The sequence below is a fragment of the Achromobacter sp. HZ01 genome (assembly GCF_003267925.1).
GTDB classification, from domain to species: Bacteria; Pseudomonadota; Gammaproteobacteria; order Burkholderiales; family Burkholderiaceae_B; genus Achromobacter; species Achromobacter pulmonis_A.
Map to the genome: position 1 here is coordinate 1787973 of NZ_LWKV01000001.1, position 24341 is coordinate 1812313.

A 24341-nucleotide genomic window follows, 5' to 3' on the forward strand; every position below is an offset into this window, starting at 1 on the left:
TATAATGCAACCATTATTTTTCCTGCGCGAGGAATCGGCATGGTCAAACGCACGAGTTTCGAAGGCGCCGCCTGCCCGGTCGCGCGCTCCCTGGACGCCATCGGCGACTGGTGGTCGCTATTGATCGTGCGCGACGCCTTCGACGGGCTGCGCCGCTTCGGCGAATTCCAGAAAAGCCTGGGCGTGGCCAAGAACATCCTCAGCGACCGCCTGCGCACGCTGACCGCGCACGGCATCCTGGCCGCGGCCCCCGCCTCCGACGGCAGCGCCTACCAGGAATACGTGCTCACGGAAAAAGGCCGTGCGCTGTTCCCGGTGATCGTCGGCCTGCGCCAATGGGGCGAAGACCACTATTACGGCCCCGCCGAGCCCCACTCGCTGCTGATCGACCGCAAGCGCGGCCAGCCCGTGCGCCGGCTGGAAGTGCGCGCGCAGGACGGCCGCCCGGTCGGCCCGGAAGACACGGTGGTGCAGAAGACGGACCCCTAGGATCCGGCCCACTGCCCGGTCGCCAGAGAGGCCGGCGAATAGGCCTCGAAACGCCAGCGCAGCGCCAGCGCGCCCGGACGGAACGCCACGCGGCGCGCGTGCACCCGCCACAGCCGTTCGGCGCCCTCGAACCGCGCGATCTCGGGGCTGTCCAGGATCACTTCGGCGCGTCCGGCCAGCTGCAGCACGTCGCCGCGCTCGAAGTCGATGAACAGCAGCCCGGCGCGCGGGTTCAGCACCATGTTGCCCAAGGTGTTGAAGTAGCGATTGCCCGAGAAATCCGGGATGGTCAGCACATTGCCCGCCACCCGCACGAAGCCCGGCTTGCCGCCGCGGTGCGACACGTCCACGGCGCGCTCGCCGGCGTCGGCGTAGCTGGCCACGAACAGGGTGTCGGACCGCGCGATCAGCGCGCGGGCGGCGGTGTCCAGCCCGTCGCGCTCGCGCGGCGCGCCGGCGAAACGCAGCGCCGGCGAACGGGAGAAATGGAAGTCGCGGGCCTGTATGTACTTGGGGCAGTTGCCGAAGGACTGCGCCACCGCGATCTCGAAACGCTTGCCGTCCCAGGCCGAAATGCGGCCGTTGACCCGGTTGCGCCGGCGCGTGTGCAGCTCGATGCCCAGCACGCCCACCGGCCGGTCCGGTCCCAGGCCGGCCAGCAGCGGATCGTCGGCGTCGGGCGTGGCGCAGACGCGCAGCACGCGCGGATCGGGCGAGACCGCGAAGCCGGGCGGCCCCTCCAGCACGCCGGCCCAGGGATCGCCCTGCCCGTCCACCGCGCCGGCCACCAGGAACGGCAGCTGCGCGAAGAATTCGCGGTGCTGGTCCGGCATGTAGTCGCGGATGACCTTGGGCCCGGTCTGCTGCATGCGTTCGGCCACGCCGGCGTGGCGTTGCAGCAGGGTTTCGCCGGCATGCCAGGGCGACGGCGTTGCGGCAGGCGTCGAAGCGATGGACATGATTGCGCTCCCTGCCATCACGCGGCCAGCAGGCCCACCGGCGAGCAAGCCATGGGCACGAAGCGCGGCAGGCCTTCGATGCGGCGCAGCCAGGCCCGCAGCGCCGCATAGCCGTCCAGCGACACATTGCCCTCGGGCGCATGCGCCACATAGGCATAGCAGGCGACGTCCGCGATCGAGGGCGCCGCGCCGGCCAGAAAGTCGCGGCCGGCCAGCTCGCGGTCCATGACCGCCAGCAAGGCATGGGCGCGCGCCAGCGTGCTGTCCACGTCGTAGGGCGCACCGAACAGCGTCACCAGGCGCGCTGCGGCGGGACCGGCGGCCAGCGGCCCGGAAGCCACCGACAGCCAGCGCTGCACCGCGGCCGCGCCGACGGCGTCCTCGGGCAGCCAGGCCTGGCCGCCGTAGCGCCTGGCCAGGTAGACCAGGATCGCGGTGGAGTCCGCCACCACCACGCCGCCGTCATCGATCACCGGCACCTGGCCGAACGGATTGAGCGCCAGGAACGCGGGGCGCTTATGTTCGCCGCCGCGCAGGTCCACGTCGATCGTCCAGTGCGGCACATCGAGCAGGGACAGCATGAGCGCCACGCGATGGGCATGGCCGGACAGCGGAAAGCTGTAGAACGTCAGGATGGAAGGCTGGGCGGTCTGCATGAGGTTTCTTCAATGGGGCTGGAGACAGGCCCATCTTGGCCCCGCGCCGGCCGCGGGGGAACGGCCGGCCGCGGCAAAACACTCTTGCAGGCGGTGAAAGAATGCGGCTAGGCCGGCAGCGCGGCCAGGTCGCGGCGCAGGGCCTCGACGCAGAAATCGACGAAGCTGCGCACCTTGGCCGAACTCTTGCGGCCTTCCGGATACACCACGTGCACCGGCAAGGGCGGCAGTTCGAAGTCGCGCAGCACCACTTCCAGTTCGCCGCTGGCCAGGTGACGCGCGACCTGGTAGGACACCACCTGCGTCAGGCCCCAGCCCTCGCGGGCCGCCAGCACCGCGGCCTGGAACGAGGTGACCGTCAGCTGCGAATCGACCCGCACGCGCCTGGGCTGGCCGTCCTGCAGGAAGCGCCATTGCGGCCCGCGCCCTTCCATCGCCGCGGTGATGGTGCAATAGCGCTGCAGCTCGTCCGGATCGCGCGGCGCGCCATGTTCGCGCAGGAACGCGGGCGCGGCGCACACCACGCGGCGCACCTCGCCCACCTGCACGGCGGTCAGCGACGAATCGGGCAAGGCGCCGATGCGCACCGCCACGTCCACGCCTTCGTCGAGCAGATTGACCACGCGGTCCACCAGCAGCGTGCGCACCGAGACTGCGCGGTGCGCGCGCAGATAGCCCAGCACCGCCGGCATCACGTGCAGCTCGCCGAACAGGGCCGGCGCGGTGATGCTGAGCGCGCCGCGCGGGGCGGCCATGGCGCCGGCCGCGGCGTCATCGGCCTGCTCCACTTCTTCGAGGATGCGGCGGCAGTCCGCGGCATAGCGCTGGCCGGCCTCGGTCAGGCGCAGGCTGCGCGTGGTGCGCACCAGCAGCAAGGCGCCCAGCCGCCGCTCCAGCGCCGCCACGCTGCGTGTGACGCTGGGCGCCGACATCTCCAGGCGCCGGGCGGCGGCGGCGAAGCTCTGCGCCTCGGCCACCGCCAGGAATACGGTCATTTCATGGAATCGGTTCACGGTGCGCCGCCAGGGTCGCGGCGAGGCCGCCGCGCAATGTCGGACGATATTAGAAGCGGCTCCCGGACCCGTCAATCCGGCGCCGGATCACAGCGCACGCGCCCGCGCGCCTATCGCGTCGAGCAGTTCCAGCGCCCTGGCCGCAGCGCCGGCGCCGCCTTCCATGTCGCCGCGCACGTGCAAGGGGCGCAGTTCCTCGATCGCTTCGAGCTGCGCGATCAGCAGCGGTTCGGCCAGCCGGTACTTGCGCAGCACGCTCACCATGCACATGGACGCGTGCACCATGTCTTCGGACTCGTCGCTGACGCCAGTCCTGTGCAGCGTGTAATTGACCCAGTGCGTGGCCGCCAGCATCGCCGCCTCGATGCGGATCTCCCAATCCGCGTCGGTGAGCTTGGCGAGCGAGCGCTCGATCCGCCGCGCCTTGGCGCGATGATGGTCAGGAATCATCTGCGCGCCTCCGGAAGGACCAGCGCGTCATAGACTGCGATGGCTTCCGACAGCGCACCGTCGCAGGCATCGACTATGGCCTGCGTCGGAACGCGGTCGCCCCGCAGGCAGGGATCGCGATAGGTTTCCAGTTCGTGCAGCGCGGCTTCCAGGCGCTGCACGGGCTCGGGCATTTCCCCTGGAATCGCCGGCCAGCCGACATGGCTGACGTCGCCCGGGCCGCGCAGTTCACGCCGCCAGCCGCCGTCGGGCTGCGGCACCACGTGCACGCCTGGAATGGTCGAGAAAACACGGTCCTCGCTGGTCAGCCCCACCGCGTGCAGCGCGGCGTTCCAGATATTGGTTCCGGCCGTCAGGCCGGTCCAGTACCACAGCTCGAAATCCTCCAGGGGGTCGAGCCTGGCGCGCAGCCGCAGCAGGCGGCCGATCTTTTCGGCATGGGAAGCGATCTTCATGGCCTGTCTCAATCCGCCTGGATATTGCCGTCGACCACGACCTTGCGCCAGGCCGCCAGGTCGTCCTTTATCGTCTGCACGAACGCCTCGCGGCTGACGGCCTGCGCCGGCGGCACGTTGGCCTGCAGCAGCGCCTGCCTGAACGCCGGCTGCACCTGTTCGCGGTTGATGACGGCGTGCAGGCGCTCCACGATTTCCGGCGGCGTGCCCTTGGGCGCGAAAATGCCTTGCCAGCCCGCGGCGGTGAAGGGATAGCCCTGCTCGGACAACACCGGCACCTCGGGCAGCCGGGGGCTGCGCACCGTGCCGGTCAGGGCGATGGGCCGCAGCTTGCCCTGCTCGATGAAGCCCAGCGGCGCCACGACATCGACCCAGCCTATCGGCAGCTCGCCCGACACGATGTTGGTGAGCAAGGAAGGCGAGGTCTTGTACGGAACGTGATTGATGCGCAGGCCCGCCCGCTGCTTGAGCCACTCCATCGTCAGGTGGCCGTTCGAGCCCACGCCCCAGCTTCCGTACGAAGGGTACTTGTCGGGATCGCTGCGCAGCAGCGCCACCAGTTCGGGCAGCGTCCTGGCCGGCACCGACGGATGCACCACCAGCAGCACCCCGCCCACGGAGGACAGCGCCACCGGCTCCAGGTCGCGCAAGGTCCGGATCGATATGGCGGGATTCAGGGCCTCGGCCATCACCATGGACGAGGCCGTGCTGTGCAGGATCGTATAGCCGTCCGGCGCCGCGTTCTTGACCGCGGCCGAACCGATCAGCCCGTTCGCGCCGGGCCGGTTCTCGACCACGAAAGGCTGGCCCAGCGCGTCCTGCAGGCGGGCGTAGAGCTGGCGCGCCAGCGTGTCCAGCACGCCGCCCGGCCCGCCGGGGACGATTACCTTGACCGGCCGCGCGGGCCATTCGCCGGCGCCCTGGGCGCGGACCAGGCCGCCCGCCAGCGCCGCCGTCGCGCCGAGTATGAGTTGCCTGCGAGTCAACGATGCCATGATTCATCCATCCCGTGGTTCAGGTTCGCGGCCGGACCGGCCGGCCGCCCGGTTTCAGTCCGGCTTGCGCAGAAAGCCCTGGTTGCCGCCGTTGCGGTTGGGCGCGAAGCCGTTGGCCCGCAGCGTCTCGTCGGCGGTCTCGTAGAACACGCCGATCTTCATGATCTCGCGCGCCTGCTGCGCGGTGGCGATGGGGCGGCCGAATTCGCCGGAGATGCGGACCAGCTGCCTGATCTGCTCGACCGAGCTCATCTTGCCCGTGCGCGTCTGGTTCCACAGCACGTCCTCGATGCCGCAGCGCACGTGCAGGCCCAGGGCGATGCCGATCATGTTGATGGGCAGCACGTTCAGCACCGAGCTCTCCACCGTGACCACCGCGCCGTCGGGCACGGCGCGCAGCATGTTGGCCAGGTTGTAGATGTTGGCCTGGTCCATGCCGCCGCTGATGGCGACCCAGTTCATCACCAGCGGACCCTTGTAGACGCCGCGGCGGATCATGCGCTCGATCGTCTCGAAGCTGTTGATGTTGTAGACCTGGAACTCGCTCTGGATGCCCGCCGCCGTCAGGCGCCGGATGTGCTCCTCGGCCCAGCTGGGATTGGAGGGCACGATCATGTCCTTGTAGGTCGAATACAGCTCCGGAAAGCCGCGCGAAACGCCCCGGAAGTCATCGACGCCGGCATGTTCGGTGACGTTCATCTGCGTGGTGTTGACGGTCACCGTGACCTGGTCGGGCTTGGGATCGAGTTCGGCCAGCATGTGGCGGGTGTCGTCGCTCAGCCACTTGGCCGCCTGCCCTTCCTCGGGCGCGAAGCTGATGGAGCCGCCGACCTGGATGATCATCTCGGGCACGGCCTCGCGCACGCCGGCGATCAGTTCGTTGAACATGGACAGGCGCTTGCTGCCCTTGCCGTTGGCTTCGCGCACGTGCAGGTGCAGCACGGTGGCGCCGGCTTCGTAGCAGTCCACCGCCTTCTGGATCTGCTCTTCCATCGTGACCGGAATGTCTTCGGGAAAGTCCGAAGGAATCCAGCCCGGCGCGTAAGGCGCGGCGGTGATGATCAGGGGCTGCTGGTTTTCGGGATACAGATGGCCGTCTAGGAAATTCATGGCTGGATGCTCCGCTGGGGTGGAAATGGAAGGGTTGCGGCGCCGGGCGTGCGCGGCCGTGCCGGCGCGCGCAGGCGCGCCCGTGTCGCGTGGGAAACGGTGCGGGCGGGTCAGTTCGCCCGGATGTCGAACTTCTTGACGATGGCGGCGTTGCGCTGGAACAGCTGCCGGTTTTCGGCCAGCAGCGCGGCCGTATCGGTGCTCACGTCGGGCTCCAGGCCCACGTCACCGAGCTTCTGCTGCACCGTCGGCGCGCTGGCCGCCTTGCTGACGATGGCCTGGAGCCTGGCCAGTACCTCGGGCGGCAGCTTGCTGGAACCGTAGAAGCAAACCTGGCCCTGGAACTGGATTTCGGGGTAGCCCAGCTCGCTCATCGTCGGCACCTCGGGAAAATACCTGGACCGGTTCTTTCCGGCGACGGCATAGGCGCGCAGCCGGCCGCTCTTGATCAGCGGCAGGGACGTCACCATGCCGTCGAACATCACGTCGACCTGCCCGCCGATCACGTCCTGCAGGGCCTGCGGCGATCCCAGGTAGGCCACGTGCTGCATGTCCAGCCCGGCCTGGCTGCTGAAGATCAGCCCGGAGTACTGCGACACCGTGCCCGTGCCGTAGCTGGCGAAAGAAGACTTGCCCTTGCGCGTCTTCAGGTGCTCGACCAGGCTCGGGAAATCCTTGGCCGGATAGTCCGCCGAACTCACCAGCGCATAGCTGGTGAACGCCACCCGGGCGATGGTGACGATATCGCCCAGCGGGTCGTACGGCACCTTCATCACCTGCGGCGCCTCGACCAGCATGTTGTTCGGCCCGAGCGCGATGGTGTCGCCGTCGGGATCGGCCTTCAGCATGGCGCTCAGGCCTATCGAGCCGGTCGCGCCGGGACGGTTCTCGATGACCACGGGCCGGCCGGTGTCCGCGGACATCTGCTGCCCGATCACGCGGGCGGCGATGTCTATCGTGCCGCCCGGCTGTCCCGGGACGATGACCCGCAAGGGCTTGCCGCCCAGCGCCCAGGCGCTGAACGCCAGCGACCATCCGATCAAGGCCACGGCGGGCCGTGCAAATCGCTGCAGTCTCATGTCCGTCTCCTGTGCTTTCTTATGTCGGACGGATGCGCGCTGCGCAATGCCTGTCCTGTGGGCATAAGTATCTGCCGGACGCTGCGCGCTCACTTGCTTTTCTGGGACACAAGTTTGCTTTTTTGGGACATGGACCCGGCCTGCCTGCTCCACTCGGTGGCGCTGCAGCCGAACAGGCCGCGGAACCAGTGGCTGAAGCTGCTGGCGCGGGCGAAACCCAGCAGCTCCGCCACCTCGCCCAGCGGCAGGTCGCTCTCGCGCAGATGGTGTCTGGCCAGGTCCGAGCGCACCTGGTCGAGCAGCCGGCTGAAGCTCAGCCCTTCCGCTTCGAGCCGGCGGTGCAGCGTGCGGCGGTCGACGTGCAGGAAGCGCGCCACATCCTGCGCGCTGCACGCGCCGCTGGGCAACAGCGCCAATATGACCCGGCGACAGGTCTCCTGGGCGCTCTCGCCGCGATCGGTCAGCGCCGCTTCCAGGTATCTGCGCGCCAGGTCGGCGGCGACCTGGTCTCCCGGCTCGCGCGGGCGGGACAGGTCGCTGGCCAGGCACACCAGCCCGTTGAAGTCCTGGTTGAATTTGACGGCGCGGCGGAAATAGGCGCGATGCGCGGCGACGTCCTTGGGCGGACGATGCGTGAAACAGACGTCCAGCGGCTGCCAGCGCGGCCCGATCAGTTCGCTGAGGATGCGAAACAGCGTGCCCACGGCCAGCTCGACCGACTGGCGCATCGCCAGTCCGGGCGTGGGCAGCAGATCCTCGCGCAGCACGATCACGTTGCCCGCGTCTTCGACGCGGATGATCAGCGAGGCGTTCACCAGCCGCAGATAGCGGCACAGGGTGTCGATGGCGGCGCGCGGCGTGGGCGCTTGCCTGAGCACCAGGCTGATGGGGCCGAGCGCGGACAGCTTGCGCCTTGCGGCCAGGCGCAGCGCCAGGTCTTCCGTGCGCGTGGCGCGCGCGGTGATCTCCAGCAGTTCGCGCACGGCGTCCCGCGAAATCAGCATCTCCGGATCGTCCAGGAACTTCGCCTGCAGGCCCACCGCCTTCATGAAGGCGTAAGGGTCGCGGCCCAGCGATTGCACCAGTTCGACGTAGCCGCTGAGGCTGCCGCTGCGCATCAGCTGCGGGGCGTGTCTCATGCCTGGGCCTCGAATTCCCGGCCCAGCCACGCCAGGAACGCCTTGACCGGCGGATGCCGTTCGCGCCCCGGCGCGCACAGCGCCGTATAGGCCGCGCCCGCCACCCGCACCTGCGGACGGCAGGCCACCAGGGTGCCCGCGTCCACGCTGTCGGACACCATCACCGAGCTGGCCAGCACCAGGCCCTGCCCGGCGATGGCGGCCTGCAGCGCATAGTGTTCCTCGTCATAGGCATGTTCGGCCGCCGGCCGGCGCCAGGCCGGCAGCCCGGCCGCCTCGCACCAGTCCCGCCAGCCCTGTTCGTACAACAGCGAGTCGCGCCAGCGCACGGTCACCAGCGCCGGCGCGCGCCTGCCCTGCCGCGCCACCAGGGCCGGCGCGCCATAGACGCCGAACCACTCCTGCAGCGTGCAGGCGGCATGCAGGCCCGGATACTGCCGGCGGCTGTAGCGCACCGCCACGTCCACGCTGGCGTCCTGCAGCAGATCCACCGACTCGGCGCTGGCGTTCAGGCGCAGCTGGTATTGCGGATGGGCCTCGTAGAAACGTCCCAGCCGCGGCACCAGCCACAAGGCCGCGAACGAATGCGTGGTCGATACCGTCAGCGCGCCCGAGGCCGGCGCCGGCCGCAAGTCGTCCAGTGTCTGGGCCACGTCCAGCAGCGCGCCGTGCACGCGCGCGAACAATCGGCCGCCGGCGTCCGTCAGGCGCACCCCGCGCGGCACGCGTTCGAACAGCGCCACGCCCACATGGCGTTCCAGCGCCTTGACCTGGTGCGAAACCGCCGTCGCGGTGACGGCAAGCTCGACCGCGGCCAGCTTGAAACTGCGCAGCCTGGCGGCGGCCTCGAAGGTGCGCAGCGCCGTGACGGGTAGCGTGGCGAACATGGATGGCGGGCCCGGGATGAATTTGATTCATCTTAGTTCAGGAATGCTCATTTGTCGCCGCCCGGCGATGAACCTAAATTCTGCCTGACGCATGGCATATCGCCTGCAAGAACGGGAAACCTCACATGAATTCACATCAAGCCGAAAAAAGCCTGCTCATCCTGGTGGGCAGCCCGCGGCGCGACGGCAACAGCGCGGCGCTGGGCGCGGCCGCGCTGCGCGGCGCCGAAACCGCGGGCGTGCGCGCCAGCCTGCTGTTCCTGGACGATTACATCCACGGCTTTCTGCCCGACCTGCGGCGCGCGCCGGCGCCCACGGACCGCTACGCGGAACTGTTCCTGGAGCATTTCCTGCCGGCCGACGGCATGCTGCTGTGCACCCCCATCTGGTGGTACGGCATGTCGGCCCAGGCCAAGGCCTTCTTCGACCGTTCGTTCGCGCACTACGCCGGCGCCGGCCCCGAGCCCGAGCGGGTCAAGGCCCGCATGGCCGGCAAGCGCCTCGGCCTGGCCGTGGCTTCCGAGGAGACCTATCCCGGCGCCGCGCTGGGCATCGTGCACCAGGTCCAGGAATACGCGCGCTACACGCACTCGGATTTCATCGGCTATGTGCACGGCGCGGGCAATCTGCGCGGCGAGATCGCCGCCGACCCGCGCCGGCCGCTGGACGCCGCGGCCGCGCTGGGCGCGGAATTCTTCGCCCGCAAATATTCCGACTACCGGATCGAGACGCCGCGCGCGCGCAATGTGTGGGACGAACCCGCGGGCGCAGGCGCGGACTAGTCCAGCGCCAGCCCGCGGGCGCGGCCGAACAGCGGCCGCTGCACGGTCTGCGCCAGCAGCACGCCGGCCAGCGTCACCGCGCCGCCCAGCAGGTGGTAGCCATGCAGCTGCTCGCGCAGCAGCGCGAAGGCGGCCAGCGCGGTGAACAGCGGCAGCAGGTTGATGAAGATGCTGCAACGGTTGGGGCCCAGCCGCTGCACGCCCTCGATCCACAGGAACGACAGCAGCACCGACGAGAAAATGCCCGCGTAAAGAATCAGCGGAATGGTGTCCGCGTCCAGCGCGGCCTGCGCCGCCGGCACGCGCAGGTACAGCGGCAGCATGTAGAGCAGCGCGAAGATCGACTGCACGAAGGTCGACTGCCAGGCCGGCAGCGGCACCTTCCAGTGGCGCAGCAGCACGCCGTACAGCGCGTACGACAGGGCCGCCAGCAGCATCAGGCCGTCGCCCGCGTGGATGCCTTGCTGGAACACGCTCAGCATGTCGCCCTGCCCCACCAGGTACAGCAGGCCGATGAACGAAAGCGCCCCGCCCGCGGCCATGCCCAGGGTCAGGGGGTCGCGCAGGATCAGCACGCTGAGCAGCATGCTGAGCAAGGGGATCAGCGCGGTCAGAATGGCCATGTTGGTGGCCGTGGTGGTTTCGGCGGCGCGGTACGACAGCGCCTGGAACAGCGCCGAGGACAGCGCGCCGTACAGGGCCAGCTTGGGCCAGAGGCGCAGGATGAGCTTGCGGTTGCGCCAGGCCGGGCGCGCGGTGAACAGGCCCATGAGGAACAGCGCCAGCACCAGCCGGTAGAAGGTGATGGCCGTGGGCGAGATGGCGCTGGCCGCCATCTTGGAGACGATGACGTTGCCCGCCCAGAACAGAATGGCGAACAACGGGTACAGATAGGACATGATGATTGCGCTCGCAGGATTAGGATGGACGCGGCCGCGAAGCGGCGCGCGGATGCCTATCCTAGGGAGCGCGGGACAGTCCGTCTGCCGACGAAATGGCAGGGACTATCTGAAAATGGACATGGGCCGGTTCAGGGGCGAAACGGCGCGGGGTCCAGGGGCAAGGCCACGTCCGCCATCTGGGCGGTCAGCAGCGCCGCGCTGCCGCAGGCCAGCGTGAAGCCCAGCGCGCCCTGGCCGACGTTGAGCCACAGATTGTCGGCCGCAGGGCTGCGCCCGATCAGGGGCTTGCCGGTGGGCGTGGCCGGGCGCAGGCCCGCCCACGGCACCGCCTGGCGCAGGTCCAGCGCCGGGAAGGCCTCGCGCACCTGGCGCTTGAGCAGCGCGATGCGCGCCGGGTCGATGTCGGCGTCGGCGCTGCCGATGTCCACCATGGCCGCGATCCGCAGCATGCCGCCCACGCGGGCGTAGACGATGCGCCGTTCGTAGTCGGTCACGCTGATGCGCGGGGCCACGGAATCATCGCCGTCGGCCAGCGGCACGCTCAGGCTGTAGCCCTTGAGCGGATACAGCGGGACGTCATGGCCCAGCGGACCGAGCAGCGCGCGCGTGCCGATGCCGGTGGCCAGCACGATGGCGTCGGCACCGATGTCGCCCTGGCGCGTGTTCACCGCCACGATGCGGCGGCCTTCGCGCTGCAGTCCGGAAACCGGATTGGACATGACGCATTCCACGTTGCCCAGCGACTGCAGGCGCTCGAACAGCGCCTCGGTGAACTGGCGGCAATCGCCCGCCTCTTCGCTCGGCGTGTAGATGGCGCCGGCCAGGCTGCCGCCCATGCCGGCCAGCGCGGGTTCCAGCGCCAGGGTCTGGGCCGCGTCCAGCACCTGCTGCTCGGCCCCGTGCGCGGCCTGGTAGGCGACCAGCGCGCGCGCTTTCTCCAGCAGCTCGGGGCTGCGGTAGGCGATCAGCTTGCCGTTCTTCAGGTGGCCAAAATCCAGGTTCTCCTGCTCCAGCAGGGTATGCATCACGTCGCGGCTGAGATAGGACAGGCCGGAGAGCTGGGCGGTCGATTCGCGCGCCACCGAGGCGCGGCACGCCAGCGCGAATTGCAGGCACCAGCGCCACTGGTGCGGGTCCAGCCGGGGCCTGAACCGCAGCGGCGAATCAGCCCGCAGCAGCCAGCCCGGCACGCTGGGCAGCACGCCGGGGCCGGCCAGCGGCGCCACGTAGCTGTAGCTGAGCTGTCCGCCGTTGGCGTAGCTGGACACTTCCGCCGGACGGGGCTGGCTGTCGACCAGAACCACGTCGTGGCCCTGGCGCGCCAGAAAATACGCCGACGTGACGCCCACGACGCCGGCACCGATGACGCAAACGCGCATGCCTGAATCCAAATGACTGGGAATCGCCTATTCTCGGGCGCGCGCGGCGCCTGCCGCAAATGCCAAATGCCGCAGGGTCCATAACAAAAGGGAATGCGCAGAAGGGAATGCGCGCCTCAGGCGGCGCGGTGCAGGCGGATGATGGCGGCGGCGGTCGGATCGCGCACCAGGTCGGCCAGCGTGTAGCCGTTGAGCGCGTCGTAGAAGGCCTGCAGCGTGCGCGCCAGCACGCCGGAAAGATGGCAGACGCCGTCCAGCGCGCAAGGCGGCTCGCGGCAGTCGATCAGCGGGCCCTGCTGCTCCAGCTCGCGGATCAGGTCGCCCAGCCGGTACTCGGCGGCCGGGCGCGCCAGGCGCAGGCCGCCGCCCTTGCCGCGCGAGGTGTCGATCCATCCGCGCTGCGCCATGAAGTGCGCCACCTTGACCAGGTGATTGCGCGACAGGCTGAAGCGGTCGGCGATCTCCGGGATGGTGACGGCGGTAGGCCGGTCGCGGCATTGCGTCAGGTACATCAGCACGCGCAGGCCGAAGTCGGTGAATCGGGTCAGTTGCATGGCAAGGTCGGGAAGGTCCCCGGCGGCCGGGGAGACAGGCCGCCAGGATACACCGCTCAGGCCGGCGCGCCGCCGCTGCCGAAGGCCTCGGCATGGATGCGGTCTTCGGGCACGCCCAGGCTGGTCAGGGCCTGGCGCTGCGCGCGCATGAAGCCGGCGGGGCCGCACAGGTAGTAGTCGGCGCCCGGCACGATGGCGTCGTCCTGGATGGCGAGCAGGTCCACGCGGCCGGCGTGGTCGTAGTCGCGGCCGCGCTGGTCGCCGTTGCCGACTTCCTCGTAGAACACGGCCTTGCGCACGTTGGGACGCTCGGCGGCGATGCTGTTGACGTGCTCTTTCATGGCGTGCACCGAGCCGTTGCGGCAGCCGTGCACGAAGCGGATCTGGCGGTCGTCGTTCAGGCCCACCAGGTGGTTCAGGATGGATACCATGGGCGTCAGGCCCACGCCGCCGCTCAGCAGCACCACGGGCGCGTTGCCTTCGGGACGCAGATGGAAATCGCCCTGCGGCGGCGCCACGTCCAGCACGTCGCCCTCCTGCAGGCGGTCGTGCAGGGCGTTGGAGACGCGGCCGGCCGGCGCCTGCGCGCTGCCGGTTTCGCGCTTGACCGAGATGCGCAGGCGATCCTGGCCGGGCGCGTCGGACAGGCTGTACTGGCGCGGCTGCATCAGGCCCAGTTCGGGCACGTACAGGCGCACCGAAACGTATTGGCCGGGCTGGTACGGGGGCACCTTGCCGCCGTCGGCAGGCGCCAGGTAGAACGAGGTGATCTCGGCGCTTTCGCGCTGCTTGCCGACCACGCGGAACCCGCGCCAGCCGGTCCAGCCGCCGGGCTTGGCGGCCGATTCGCCGTACAGCCGCGCCTCTTCGGCAATCAGCAGATCGGCCAGCTGGCCGTAGGCCGCGGCCCAGGCGTCCACCAGTTCGTCGGTGGCCGCCTCGCCCAGCACTTCGCGGATCGAGGCCAGCAGGTGCTTGCCCACGATGGGGTAGTGCTCGGGGCGGATGCCCAGGCTCACGTGCTTGTGCACGATGCGTGTCACCACCGGCATCAGCACCGAAGGATCGTCGATGTGTTCGGCATACGCCGCGACCGCGCCGGCCAGCGCCTGCTGCTGTTGACCGCCTTCCTGGTGGCCCTGGTTGAAGACCTGCTTGAGCTCAGGGTTGTGCTGGAACATGCGGGCATAAAAATGCCGGGTCAGCGCAACGCCATGCGTCTTCAGGACGGGGGCGGTGCTCTTGACCAGGGCGCGGATTTCGGGACTCAACATCTACTGCTCCTTGTGGTGCGATCGGGTTCGCCGTTAAACATATATTCATAATACATCTTTAACAATCTAATGGTAAACCCGCATCCGCTTCAGCCCGCTGACGCCTCCCACTCGCCCAAAATCGCAACCGGCGGCAACACACAATTGGTTGCAGCGCGCCACGCGGGGCGCGCCGGCGTCCCGGCCGCGGCGCGCCAGACCGCCGACGCCACCCACTCCCCGCCCAGGCGGTAAGCCGCCGCCCGCCACGCTCCCGGCGGCGTCCGCAGCCGCCATCCGGCCCAGTCCGCGTCCGGATCGCCCGCCAGGCCGACCGCGGCCATGTCCGCCGGAAAATCCAGCCGCGCCGCCTTCACGAAGGCTTCCTTGAGCGTCCATAGCAGGTAGAAGCGTTCCAGCCGCGCGGCGCCGTCCAGCCGCGCCAGCGCGGCCTGTTCCTGCGGCGCGCAGACCCATCGCGCCAGGCGCGGCACGTCGCGGGGACGTATCCGCTCCAGGTCGGCGCCCAGCGGCAGCCCCGCCGGCCCCGAGGCACACAGCGCATGGCCGGCGCTATGGCTGAGCGAGGTCGTTGCGCCTTCGGCCAGCGCCGTGCGCACGTCCTGCAGCAGGGCGCGGCTGGCGCGCCAGTCGGCCTGCGCCCGGGGCCCGCGCACGGTGCGCGCGCGCGCCGCGTCGCCGGCCGAGAGCCGGTCCTCCGAATAGGCTTGCGCGGCGTGGCCGTCGGCCCACCAGAGCAGGATTTCAGGGGTATCCAAGTTAAAAGGTAACCTGCATTAAAAGGGTCGGAAGAGCGCGCAACAAGATGCGCCCCAGGTAACTTTTTTCATCAAAATCAGCCAAAAGCACCGTAGTAGAATCGCGCGCTATGTTGACGTTTTCGATCGCGCAATGGCGAGGTTGGGCGCCTGGCATCGATAGCCCCGAAGGCTGGCTGGATTGGGCGCGACACCCGTTCTGCCCCGTCGGAAATCAGGATGCGGCCCGGCTGGACTTCTTGCCCGCCCTGCAGCGCCGCCGCCTGAGCGCACTGGCCCGCGGGGTGTTCGACTGCGCGTGGCCGATGGCCCAGGCCCGGCCCGGCATGCCGCTGGTCTACGCCTCGCGCCACGGCGAGACCAGCCGCAACTTCGGGCTGCTGCAGGCGCTGGCCGCCGGCGAACCGCTCTCGCCCACGGCGTTCGGCCTGTCGGTGCACAACGCCATCGCCGCTCAGTGGTCGATCATACGCCGCGAAACCGCCGAATCGGTGGCCCTGTCGGTGGAGGACGACGGCCTGGAGCACGCCATCGTCGAAGCCGCCATGCTGTTCGGCCAGGGCCACGACGACGTGCTGGTGGTGCTGGCCGAAGAATCGCCGCCGGCGCCCTATTCGCCCTGGGTGCAGGACGTGCCGTATTCCTACGCCGTCGCCCTGCACCTGCGCCCCGGCGCCGACTGGACGCTGGCCATGGCGCCGCGCCCGGCCGAGCCGGCCTGTACGCCGCCGCAGCTGTGGCCCAATCCCCTGAACCTGCTGCGCCAACTGTGCCTGGGCGGCGCTGCCTGGCGGCACGCGAACCGCGCGCGCCAGTGGACCTGGACGCGGGCGGCATGACGACCTCGGCGCCGCGGCAGGACTGGTGGCTCTGGCGGCTCGTCGCCACGGGCATGGCGTTCACGCTGTTCGGCGTGGGCGGCGTGCTGCTGCGCGTGCTGGTGTTCCCGGCGCAGCGCCTGCTGCCGGGCGGGCTGCGCGAGCGCCAGCGCCGGGCGCGCCGGACCCTGAGCTGGACGTTCCGCATCTTCATCCGCTTCATGGTGCGCACCGGCATCCTGACCATCGATTTCCGCGGCGCCGAGCGCCTGGGGCAGCCGGGGCAGATGATCCTGGCCAATCATCCCTCGCTGCTGGACGTGGTGTTCCTGGTCGGCCACGTCGACAACGCCAACTGCATCGTCAAGCACGGCCTGGCGTCCAACCCGTTCACGCGCGGGCCGATCGCCGGCTGCGGCTACATCACCAACGACGAGAGCTTCGACATGTTCGACCGCGCCGCCGAGGTGCTGCGCAACGGCGAGACGCTGATCGTCTTTCCCGAAGGCACCCGCACGCCGCGCGATTCGTCGCCGCGCTTTCATCGCGGCGCCTGCGCCATCGCGCTGCGCGGCGCGCGCGTGGTGACGCCCGTGGTGATCAGCATGAATCCGCGCAGCCTGACCAAGGGCGAGCCCTGGTACCGGATTCCGCCCAGCCGGATGCGCTATGTCATCCACGTCGGCGAGGACGTCGATCCCGCCGCCTGGCTGGCCGCGCATCCGCTGCCCATCGCCGGACGCCGGATGAACGATTACCTGCATGCCTATTTCGAAGCCGAGCTGGCGCGCGCCGCGCCCGCCCGCGCTGCGCCGAACCAACCATCGCCCATCGCGGCGAACCCGGAGTCCAAGCTGGATGAATCAACTGGAACTTGAACTGAAAACCTTCGTCATCGAATCCCTGGGGCTGGAGGACATCACGCCCGAGGATATCGACAGCGACGCCCAGCTGTTCGGCGACGGCCTGGGGCTGGACTCCGTGGACGCGCTGGAACTGGGCCTGGCCCTGCAGAAGCGCTACGGCATCACCATCGATCCCGAAACCCGGAACATGCGCGAACATTTCACCAGCATCGCCACGCTGGCAGCCTTCGTGAACGCCCAGCGCCACGACTAATGCAGACGGAGTCCACGATGCAAACCCGCGAAGAAATCTTCGATACGCTGCGCAGCGTGCTGATCGAACTGTTCGAGATCGAACCGGAACGCATCACGCCCGCGGCGAACCTGTACACCGACCTGGAAATCGACAGCATCGACGCCATCGATCTGATCGACCAGGTGCGCCGCCAGACCGGCCGCAAGCTCGACGCCAACGACTTCCGTGCGGTGCGCACCATCGAGGACGTGGTCGAAGCCATGTGGCAGAAGCAGGACCCGGCCGCATGAGACGGGGCGTGGCAGCCGCGCTGACCGTGGCCGGCATCGCGTATCCCTTCGCCGTCTATGCGGCGCTGGGACGCGTGAGCACGGCCTGGATCGCGCTGCCGCTGGCGCTGCTGTGGCTGGCGCGCGGCCTGACCGCGGGCGCGGCGCAGCCCGGCTCGCGCGCGCTGCCGGCCGTCGCGGTCGTGTTCTGCCTGGTCCTGGCCGCCACGGATTCGCAAGCCGGCCTGCGCTGGTATCCGGTCATGGTCAACGCCATGATGCTGGCAGTCTTCGGCGCCAGCCTGAAATTCGGCCCGCCGGTGATCGAACGCCTGGCGCGCCTGCGCCATCCCGACCTGCCGCCGGCCGGCGTGCGCTACACGCGCAAGGTCACGCTGGTGTGGTGCGCCTTCTTCGTCCTGAACGGCGCCACCGCCGCGACCCTGGCCGCCTGGGCGCCGTGGGACTGGTGGCTGGCCTATAACGGCGCCATCAGCTACGGGCTGATGGGGCTGCTGCTGGCCGGCGAGTGGCTGCTGCGTCCGGCCGCGGCCAAAGCGGCCTGAGCCATGTCCTGGACGCCGCTGACGCAACTCCTGCAGCCGGGCGCGCCCGCGCTGGCGGTCGCCGACGAGCCGCTGCTCACGCGCGCCGATTTCGCGCAGGCCTGCCTGTCGGCGGCCGGCGCGCTGCAGGCGCTGCGGCTGCGCCGCGTGGCGCTGTGGTTCGAAGACGCGGCCATGCTGGCGGTCGCGCTGCTGGCCTGCTGGCGGGCCGGCGCGACGGCCGTGCTGCCGGGCGACGTCCAGCCGCATACCTGCGCGGCGCTGGATTGCACCGTGGACGGCTGGCTCGTCGACGCGCCCGTGCCGCTGCCGGCGCCGCGGCAATGGCGGCTGGCGGACCTGCGGGGCACGCCGCTGGCGCCCGCCGAACTCGATCCCGCGCTGGGCCTGGTGCTGTGCACCTCCGGCTCCAGCGGCCAGTCCAAGCACATCGCCAAGACCTGGCGGCAACTGATGGACGAGGTCGACGCGCTGGAACGGCAATGGCCCGGCATGCGCGCGCCCGTGCTGGGCAGCGTATCGGCCCAGCATATGTACGGCCTGCCCTTCCGGGTGCTGTGGCCGCTGTGCGCGGGCCGGCTGCTGGACAGGTTCCAGCGCATCTATCCCGAAGACCTGCAGCGCGCCAGCCTGCGCCACCCCGAGTTCGCCTGGATCGCCAGCCCGGCGCTGCTGCGCCGCCTGGGCCAGCGGCTGGACTGGGCGGCGTTGCGCGGGCGGCTGCTGCGCATCGATTCCGCCGGCGGCGAACTGCCGGCCGACGCGTCCGACCACATCGCGCGCAACCTCGGGCTGCGGCCCGTCGAGATCTACGGCAGCACCGAAACCGGCGCCGTGGCCTGGCGCGAAGGCGCGCAGGACTGGCGGCCGCTGCCCGGCGTGGCCGTGAGCCGCAACGCCGAGGGCGCGCTGCGCGTGCAGTCGCCCTGGGTCGGCGCGGCCGAGGAACAGACCGCCGACGCCGTCGAACTGAGCGGACGCGGATTCCGGCTGCTCGGCCGCCTGGACCGCATCGTCAAGATCGAAGAAAAGCGCATCTCGCTGCCCATGCTGGAGCAGGCGCTGGCGCAGCACCGCTATGTCGCGCAGGCGCGCCTGGGCACGCTGGCCGGCGCGCCGCGGCTGGTCGCGCTGGTCGCGCTGTCGGCCCGGGGCCTGCACGCCCTGCGCAACGGCGGGCGCAAGGCGCTCCTGGCCGAGCTGCGCGCGCACCTGGCCGCCGGCTTCGAATCGCTGGCCATCCCGCGCGCCTGGCGCCTGATGACGCAACTGCCCTGCAACGCGCAGGGCAAGCTGCTGCCGCAGGATTTCGAGGCCGCGGCCGGCCCGCGTCCGCTGGCGCCGCAGGCCGTGGCGCTGCCCGCCGGGGCCGACGGCGAACGCCGCTACGCCATGGAGATCCCCTGCGACCTGATCCATTTCAGCGGCCACTTCCCGGCCGTGCCGGTGGTGCCGGGCGTGGCGCAGATCGGCTGGGCCATGTCGCTGGCCCGGCGCGACCTGCGGCCCGGCCTGCGCTTTGGCGGCATGGAGGTCCTGAAGTTCCAGCGCCTGCTCCGGCCCGGCGACCCGGCGACGCTGACGCTGAAATGGGACGCCGCCAAACACAAGCTGCATTTCGCCTATACGGTGGACGGCCAGCCGTGCTCGTCGGGCCGCATCCTGGAGGACGGCGCGCCATGAGCGGCTATCGCCTGTGCGCGCTCATCCCCGTGTACAACCACGGCGCCACCGTCGGCGCCGTGCAGGCGCAACTGGCCGCGCAAGGCCTGCCCTGCGTGCTGGTGGACGACGGCTCCGAGCCCGGCTGCGCCGCGGTGCTGGACGCGCTGGCCGCGCGGCCCGGCACGCATCTGCTGCGGCGCCCGGCCAACGGCGGCAAGGGCGCGGCGGTGCAGGACGGGCTGCGGGCGGCGGCGGCGCTGGGCTACACCCACGCGCTGCAGGTCGACGCCGACGGGCAGCATGCCCTGGCGGACGCCGCTGCGTTCGCGCGCGCCTCGCGCGAGCACCCGCAAGCCCTGGTCTGCGGCCGGCCGGTATATGGCGACGACGTGCCGCGCAGCCGCCTGTACGGCCGCTGGCTGACCCGCGTCTGGGTCTGGATCAATACGCTGTCGGCCGACATTCCCGACGCCATGTGCGGATTCCGCGTCTATCCCCTGTCGCTGGCGCTGCCGGTGATCGACGGCGCGCGGGTCGGCCAGCGCATGGATTTCGACATCGCGGTGCTGGTCCGGCTGCACTGGCGCGGCGCGCCCATGATCTGGCTGCCGACGCGCGTGGCTTACCCGCGAGACGGCGTCTCGCATTTCAAGGGCGTGCGCGACAACGCGCTGATCAGCCGCATGCACGCGCGCCTGTTCTTCGGCATGCTGGTGCGCGCGCCGGCGCTGCTGTGGCGCCGGCTGGCGCGAGGAGCGCGGACATGAGCGCGGCCGACGGACACTGGGCCGAGCAGCCCGAACGCGGCAGCCTGGCGCTCATGCGCCTGACGGTCTGGGCCGCGCGCAGGCTGGGCCGGCGCGCCATCGCGCCGGTGGTCTGGCTGGTGGTGCTGTATTTCTACGTCTCCGGCGCCCGCGCGCGCCGCGCCATCGCCGCCTACCAGCGCAGGCTGAGGCAGGCGGGCGGCCTGGCTGCGCCGCTGCCGCGCACGCTGCCGGTCTACCGCCAGTACCTCGCCTTCGCGCACGCCATCCTGGACAAGTTCGACGCCTGGCGCGGCCGCATCACGCCGGCCAGCCTGGACATCGCCGATCCCGACGGCCTGCACGCGCAGATGGGCCGGGGCCGCGGCCAGATCCTGGTCGGCTCGCACCTGGGCAATATCGAAATCTGCCGCGCGCTGGCGCAACAGGCGGGCACGCTCAAGCTCAACGTGCTGGTCCACGACAAGCACGCGGCGCGCTTCAACCGCCTGCTCGGCGAGGCCGGCGGCGGCCTGCGCATGATCCAGGTCAGCGAGCTGGACGCCGGCGTCATGCTGGACCTGGCCGAACGGCTGGAGCGCGGCGAGTGGCTGGCCATCGCCGGCGACCGGGTGCCGCTGCGGGGCGACCGGACCACGCCGGTGCAGTTCCTGGGCGACACCGCCCTGCTGCCCCAGGGCCCCTGGCTGCTGGCCGGCCTGCTGGGCTGCCCGGTCAACCTGCTGTTCTGCACGCGCCAAGGCGCGCGCTACCGCGTGAGCCTGGAGCGCCTGCGCGAGCGCGTGCAATGGACGCGGGCCACGCGCCCGGCGCGCATCGCGGAACTGGCCCAGGGCTACGCCGACCGCCTGGCCGCGCACTGCCGCCAGGCGCCGCTGCAATGGTTCAACTTCTACCCTTTCTGGAAAGACGATGCGTAAAAGAGGCGTGATCAGCGCTGAAGTCGAAATCCGGGTGCCATTCTTCGACGTCGACTCGATCCACGTGGTCTGGCACGGCCACTATGTGAAGTACCTGGAACAGGCGCGCTGCGAGCTGCTCGACGCGCTGGGCTATAACTACTGCGCCATGCGGGCCAGCGGCTATGCCTGGCCCGTGATCGACCTGCACCTGCGCTATGCGCAGCCGGCGCAGTTCGGCCAGCGCCTGGTCGTGCGGGCCGAACTGGTGGAATGGGAGCATCGCTTGAAGATCCATTACCTGATCCTGGACGCGCAGACCGGCCAGCGCCTGACCCGGGCCAGCACCGAGCAGGTCGCGGTCCGCATCGAGACCGGCGAAATGCAGCTGGCCTCGCCGGCCGCGCTGACCGAGGCCGTGCGGCGCCGCCTGCAAGCCATGGAAGCGCCGGCATGAAGCGGCGCGTCCTGCTGCGCGCCGCGCTGCTGGCGCTGGCCCTGCCGTCCTGGAGCGCGCAGGCCTTCGAACTGGCCGACCTGCAGGCGCAGCTGCGCGCCGCGCCCGTGGTGCGCGGCCACTTCGTGCAGCAGAAATTCCTGCGCTCGCTGCCGCAGCCGCTCACCAGCCGCGGCGACTTCACGCTGGCCGCCGGCAAGGGGCTGCTGTGGCTGCTGCGCACCCCCGTGGCCCAGGACCTGCGCATCGACGCGCGCGGCATCTCGCGCCGCGGCGACGACGGCAAATGGCAGGCCCTGCCGCAGCGCGCAGGCGCCAGCCACGAAAACCAGCTGTTCCTGTCCGTGCTGGCGGGCGACACCAGCGGCCTGCGCGAGAACTTCGATCTTGCGCTCAGCGGCACGGCCCAGGCCTGGCGGCTCGTGCTCACGCCCAGGTCGGCGCTGCTGCGCCAGATCTTCGACGGCATCCGGATCGACGGCGCGGCGCTGGTCCAGCGCATCGAACTGCGCGAGACGCAGGGCGACCGCACTGTGCTGCAGATGCAGGACGCGGCCGCCGCCCAGGCCCTCACCGCCGAGGAGCAACGTGCGTTTGCCGATTGAACGCTGGCTGCCCCGGCTGTTCAAGCTGGGGCTGCTGCTGGTCCTCTGCCTGGGCGCCTGGCTGTGCCGCAACGGCTGGCCGGTGTCGGCCGACCTGATGGAGCTGGTGCCGCGCGCCGGCAGCGACGCCACGCGCCAGCTTGCCGAGGCCCGCATCCAGGAGCCGCTGTCGCGCCAGCTGATCGCGCTGGTGTCGGCCGGCGCCGACCCCGCCGCGCCCGCGCGCCGGCTGGCGCAGCGCTGGACCGACAGTGGCCTGTTTTCGCGCGTGCAGGTGGAACTGGACGTGGACCTGGCGGCGCTGCGCCGGCAGCTTCTGGCCGGCCGGCTGGCCATGCCGCCGGCGGCCGACCGGCGCCAGCTGGAGACCGATCCCGCCGCCTACGCCGCGCGCCGCGCGCGCGAACTGTCGGATCCGTTCTCGTCCTCGGGGCTGGTGCCGGCGGACCAGGACTGGCTCGGCCTGACCCGCCGCGCCGAGGAAGCCCTGCATCCGGGCGGCGCGGTGCAGTACGACATACGCAGCGGCACCCTGCAGGCCGAGCATGCGGGCAGGCGCTGGATCCTGGTGCGCGCCGAAACCCGCGACGACGCCTTCGACTCGGCCACGCCCCAGCGCATCGCGGCGCAGCTGGAGCAGGACCGCAAGGTGCTGGACGCCGAAGGCGCCGAACTGCTGGTGGCCGGCGGCCCGCTGTACGCGGCCGCCGGCCGCGCGCAGGCCGTGGCCGAAAGCAGCTGGATCGGCGCCGGCGCCACGCTGGGCATCGTCGCGGTGCTGCTGCTGACGCTGCGCCGCGCGCGCGCCCTGCTGGCCTTCGCGCCGGTGGCCGTGGGCCTGGTGACCGGCGCGGTGGCCTGCGTGGCGGTGTTCGGCTCCATTCATCTGCTCACCCTGGTCATCGGCGCCAGCCTGATCGGGGTGGCGGTGGATTTTCCGCTGCACTGGCTGGGCAAGAGCTACGGCATGGCCGACTGGCGCAGCTGGCCCGCGCTGCGGCGCGTGCTGCCGGGGCTGACCATCAGCCTGGCCGCCACCCTGGTGGGCTATGTGGCGCTGGCGTTCACGCCGTTTCCGGCGCTCACGCAGACGGCGGTGTTTTCCGCGGCCGGCCTGCTGGGCGCCTACGCCTGCACGGTGTGCCAGCTGCCGGCCTGGATGGAGGGCTGGCGTCCGCGTCCCTGGCAGCCGCTGCTGCGCCTGTCGACGGCGGCGCTGGATGCGCGTGAACGCCTGCACGCCCGCCGCGGCGCGTTCTGGATAGGCGCGCTCGCGCTGGCCGCGGGCGCCGCCGGCGGCATCGCCCGGCTCGGCGTCCAGGACGACCTGCGGCAGTGGCTGAGCCTGCCCGCGCCGCTGCTGCAGCAGGCGCGCCAGATCGGCGAGATCACCGGCTTCGTGCCGACCAGCCAGTTCTTCCTGCTGCGCGCGCCCGACGCCGACGAGCTGCTGCGCCGGCAGGCGCGCGTGGCGCGGGCGCTGGACGCCCTGGTCGAACGCGGCGACCTCGCCGCCTACAACGCCTTGAGCCAGCTGGTCGCGCCCGTGGCCGAACAGCAGGCGCTGGGCCGCAGCCTGGCCGCGGCGGCCGCGCAGCCCGAACGCTGGGCCCCGCTTACGGCCCTGGGCATTCCCTATGAAGCCTTGCAGGAGGAACTGCGGTCGCTCGCCGCCCTGCCGCCCGTCACCATCGCCGCGGCGCTGCAAGGCCAGCAGGCCGAACGCTGGCGCGGCCTGTGGCTGGGCGAGCGCGATGGGCAGGTCGCGGGCATGGTGACCCTGCTGGGCCTGCGCGACGCCGCCGCGCTCGCCGGCATCGCCGAAACCGTGCCGGGCGCGACGCTGGTGGACCGCAGCGGCGAACTGAACCGCATGTTCGCCGACACCCGCATCGAGGCCGCCGAACTCAAGCTGCTGTCCTACGCCGTGGCCGCCGCCCTGCTGCTGCTGACGCTGGGGCGCGCGGCCGCCTGGCGTATCCTGACCGTGCCGGTCGCCGCCACGGCATGCAGCCTGGCCGCGCTGGGCTACCTGGGCCAGCCGCTCACGCTGTTCAGCCTGTTCGGGCTGCTGCTGGTGTCGGCCATCGGGGTGGATTACGCGATCTTCATGTACGAGCGCATCGCGGGCGCGCCCGCCAGCCTCGTCGGCATCGCGCTGAGCGCGTCCACCACCCTGCTGTCCTTCGGGCTGCTGGCTTTCAGCCGCACCCCGGCGCTGGCCAACTTCGGGCTGGCGGTGGCGCTGGGCGTGGCCTTCTCGCTGCTGTGGGCGCCCTGGGTCCGGCCGGCCGCGCCGCAAACTGAATAGGA

28 protein-coding genes are annotated in these 24341 nt (G+C 70.7%); 13 read left to right on the forward strand and 15 right to left on the reverse strand.

Annotated elements, in window-relative coordinates; genetic code table 11:
* The first annotated feature begins 39 nt into the window (after window positions 1-39).
* On the forward strand, window positions 40-489 hold the full coding sequence (locus tag A6B37_RS08325) for a helix-turn-helix domain-containing protein (RefSeq protein ID WP_111825444.1): 450 nt from the start codon (window positions 40-42) through the stop codon (window positions 487-489).
* Here the strand turns inward: A6B37_RS08325 and A6B37_RS08330 are convergent.
* The 10 genes from A6B37_RS08330 to A6B37_RS08375 all read right to left on the reverse strand — a co-directional run bounded on the left by A6B37_RS08330 (window position 486) and on the right by A6B37_RS08375 (window position 9232).
* Window positions 486-1448, reverse strand: coding sequence for a pyridoxamine 5'-phosphate oxidase family protein (locus A6B37_RS08330; protein WP_111825445.1), 963 nt, complete (start codon window positions 1446-1448; stop codon window positions 486-488). The genes A6B37_RS08325 and A6B37_RS08330 overlap by 4 nt on opposite strands.
* A gap of 17 nt (window positions 1449-1465) precedes the next feature.
* Window positions 1466-2104 (reverse strand): glutathione S-transferase, encoded by a 639-nt coding sequence (locus A6B37_RS08335; RefSeq protein ID WP_111825446.1) that lies wholly within the window; start codon window positions 2102-2104, stop codon window positions 1466-1468.
* A 107-nt stretch (window positions 2105-2211) separates the two neighbouring features.
* A complete protein-coding gene (locus A6B37_RS08340; RefSeq protein WP_168202133.1) occupies window positions 2212-3117 on the reverse strand; it encodes a LysR family transcriptional regulator in 906 nt (301 codons plus the stop codon).
* Window positions 3118-3204: 87 nt separating this feature from the next.
* Complete coding sequence (locus A6B37_RS08345) at window positions 3205-3567, reverse strand: hypothetical protein (RefSeq protein WP_111825447.1); 363 nt, start codon at window positions 3565-3567, stop codon at window positions 3205-3207.
* Entirely contained in the window at window positions 3564-4022 is a 459-nt protein-coding gene (locus A6B37_RS08350) for a hypothetical protein (protein WP_102771561.1), read from the reverse strand. The genes A6B37_RS08345 and A6B37_RS08350 overlap by 4 nt, the downstream gene beginning before the upstream one ends.
* Window positions 4023-4030: 8 nt before the next feature.
* A complete protein-coding gene (locus A6B37_RS08355; protein ID WP_111825448.1) occupies window positions 4031-5017 on the reverse strand; it encodes a tripartite tricarboxylate transporter substrate binding protein in 987 nt (328 codons plus the stop codon).
* A 54-nt stretch (window positions 5018-5071) separates the two neighbouring features.
* Window positions 5072-6127 carry a 3-keto-5-aminohexanoate cleavage protein gene (locus tag A6B37_RS08360; RefSeq protein WP_111825449.1) on the reverse strand — a complete coding sequence of 352 codons (1056 nt, stop codon included), beginning with the start codon at window positions 6125-6127 and terminating at the stop codon, window positions 5072-5074.
* 110 nt (window positions 6128-6237) lie between these two features.
* Window positions 6238-7206: a tripartite tricarboxylate transporter substrate binding protein gene (locus tag A6B37_RS08365; protein WP_102771564.1), complete on the reverse strand. Its 969-nt coding sequence runs from the start codon at window positions 7204-7206 to the stop codon at window positions 6238-6240.
* An 89-nt stretch (window positions 7207-7295) separates the two neighbouring features.
* A complete protein-coding gene (locus A6B37_RS08370) occupies window positions 7296-8345 on the reverse strand; it encodes an AraC family transcriptional regulator (RefSeq protein ID WP_111825450.1) in 1050 nt (349 codons plus the stop codon).
* Window positions 8342-9232, reverse strand: coding sequence for a LysR substrate-binding domain-containing protein (locus A6B37_RS08375; protein ID WP_111825451.1), 891 nt, complete (start codon window positions 9230-9232; stop codon window positions 8342-8344). The genes A6B37_RS08370 and A6B37_RS08375 overlap by 4 nt, the downstream gene beginning before the upstream one ends.
* 125 nt (window positions 9233-9357) lie before the next feature.
* On the opposite strand from A6B37_RS08375, the gene A6B37_RS08380 reads away from it, so the two are divergent.
* A complete protein-coding gene (locus A6B37_RS08380; RefSeq protein ID WP_102771567.1) occupies window positions 9358-10014 on the forward strand; it encodes an NAD(P)H-dependent oxidoreductase in 657 nt (218 codons plus the stop codon).
* On the opposite strand, the gene A6B37_RS08385 is transcribed toward A6B37_RS08380, so the two are convergent.
* The 5 genes from A6B37_RS08385 to A6B37_RS08405 form a co-directional block, all read right to left on the reverse strand.
* A complete protein-coding gene (locus A6B37_RS08385; RefSeq protein WP_111825452.1) occupies window positions 10011-10913 on the reverse strand; it encodes a DMT family transporter in 903 nt (300 codons plus the stop codon). The two genes, A6B37_RS08380 and A6B37_RS08385, sit on opposite strands and share 4 nt — an antisense overlap.
* A gap of 131 nt (window positions 10914-11044) precedes the next feature.
* The gene (locus tag A6B37_RS08390; RefSeq protein ID WP_111825453.1) at window positions 11045-12295 is read right to left on the reverse strand and encodes a D-amino acid dehydrogenase; all 1251 of its coding nucleotides are present in this window, start codon (window positions 12293-12295) and stop codon (window positions 11045-11047) included.
* Between the two features lie 116 nt (window positions 12296-12411).
* Window positions 12412-12849 carry an Rrf2 family transcriptional regulator gene (locus A6B37_RS08395; protein WP_102771570.1) on the reverse strand — a complete coding sequence of 146 codons (438 nt, stop codon included), beginning with the start codon at window positions 12847-12849 and terminating at the stop codon, window positions 12412-12414.
* A gap of 56 nt (window positions 12850-12905) precedes the next feature.
* On the reverse strand, window positions 12906-14123 hold the full coding sequence (gene hmpA / locus A6B37_RS08400; protein WP_102771571.1) for an NO-inducible flavohemoprotein: 1218 nt from the start codon (window positions 14121-14123) through the stop codon (window positions 12906-12908).
* An 89-nt stretch (window positions 14124-14212) separates the two neighbouring features.
* The gene (locus A6B37_RS08405) at window positions 14213-14881 is read right to left on the reverse strand and encodes a 4'-phosphopantetheinyl transferase superfamily protein (protein WP_111825454.1); all 669 of its coding nucleotides are present in this window, start codon (window positions 14879-14881) and stop codon (window positions 14213-14215) included.
* 110 nt (window positions 14882-14991) lie between these two features.
* On the opposite strand from A6B37_RS08405, the gene A6B37_RS08410 reads away from it, so the two are divergent.
* The 11 genes from A6B37_RS08410 to A6B37_RS08460 are packed head-to-tail and all read left to right on the forward strand — an operon-like array spanning window position 14992 to window position 24339.
* A complete protein-coding gene (locus A6B37_RS08410) occupies window positions 14992-15720 on the forward strand; it encodes a beta-ketoacyl synthase chain length factor (protein ID WP_111825455.1) in 729 nt (242 codons plus the stop codon).
* Entirely contained in the window at window positions 15696-16577 is an 882-nt protein-coding gene (locus tag A6B37_RS08415; protein WP_246842400.1) for a lysophospholipid acyltransferase family protein, read from the forward strand. Before A6B37_RS08410 ends, A6B37_RS08415 begins: the two co-directional genes overlap by 25 nt.
* Window positions 16558-16818, forward strand: coding sequence for a phosphopantetheine-binding protein (locus A6B37_RS08420; protein WP_102771574.1), 261 nt, complete (start codon window positions 16558-16560; stop codon window positions 16816-16818). Before A6B37_RS08415 ends, A6B37_RS08420 begins: the two co-directional genes overlap by 20 nt.
* Before the next feature lie 17 nt (window positions 16819-16835).
* Window positions 16836-17090 (forward strand): acyl carrier protein, encoded by a 255-nt coding sequence (locus A6B37_RS08425; RefSeq protein ID WP_102771575.1) that lies wholly within the window; start codon window positions 16836-16838, stop codon window positions 17088-17090.
* A gap of 8 nt (window positions 17091-17098) precedes the next feature.
* Window positions 17099-17635, forward strand: a complete 537-nt coding sequence (locus tag A6B37_RS08430; RefSeq protein WP_348639087.1) for a hypothetical protein — start codon at window positions 17099-17101, stop codon at window positions 17633-17635.
* 3 nt (window positions 17636-17638) lie between these two features.
* Window positions 17639-19318, forward strand: a complete 1680-nt coding sequence (locus A6B37_RS08435) for an AMP-binding protein (RefSeq protein ID WP_111825457.1) — start codon at window positions 17639-17641, stop codon at window positions 19316-19318.
* Window positions 19315-20067, forward strand: coding sequence for a glycosyltransferase family 2 protein (locus tag A6B37_RS08440; RefSeq protein WP_102771578.1), 753 nt, complete (start codon window positions 19315-19317; stop codon window positions 20065-20067). Before A6B37_RS08435 ends, A6B37_RS08440 begins: the two co-directional genes overlap by 4 nt.
* The gene (locus A6B37_RS08445; RefSeq protein ID WP_111825458.1) at window positions 20064-20987 is read left to right on the forward strand and encodes a glycosyl transferase; all 924 of its coding nucleotides are present in this window, start codon (window positions 20064-20066) and stop codon (window positions 20985-20987) included. Before A6B37_RS08440 ends, A6B37_RS08445 begins: the two co-directional genes overlap by 4 nt.
* A complete protein-coding gene (locus tag A6B37_RS08450; protein WP_102771580.1) occupies window positions 20980-21423 on the forward strand; it encodes a thioesterase family protein in 444 nt (147 codons plus the stop codon). Before A6B37_RS08445 ends, A6B37_RS08450 begins: the two co-directional genes overlap by 8 nt.
* A complete protein-coding gene (locus A6B37_RS08455) occupies window positions 21420-22028 on the forward strand; it encodes an outer membrane lipoprotein carrier protein LolA (RefSeq protein WP_102771581.1) in 609 nt (202 codons plus the stop codon). The genes A6B37_RS08450 and A6B37_RS08455 overlap by 4 nt, the downstream gene beginning before the upstream one ends.
* On the forward strand, window positions 22012-24339 hold the full coding sequence (locus tag A6B37_RS08460; protein WP_111825459.1) for a hypothetical protein: 2328 nt from the start codon (window positions 22012-22014) through the stop codon (window positions 24337-24339). Before A6B37_RS08455 ends, A6B37_RS08460 begins: the two co-directional genes overlap by 17 nt.
* Window positions 24340-24341: the final 2 nt, after the last annotated feature.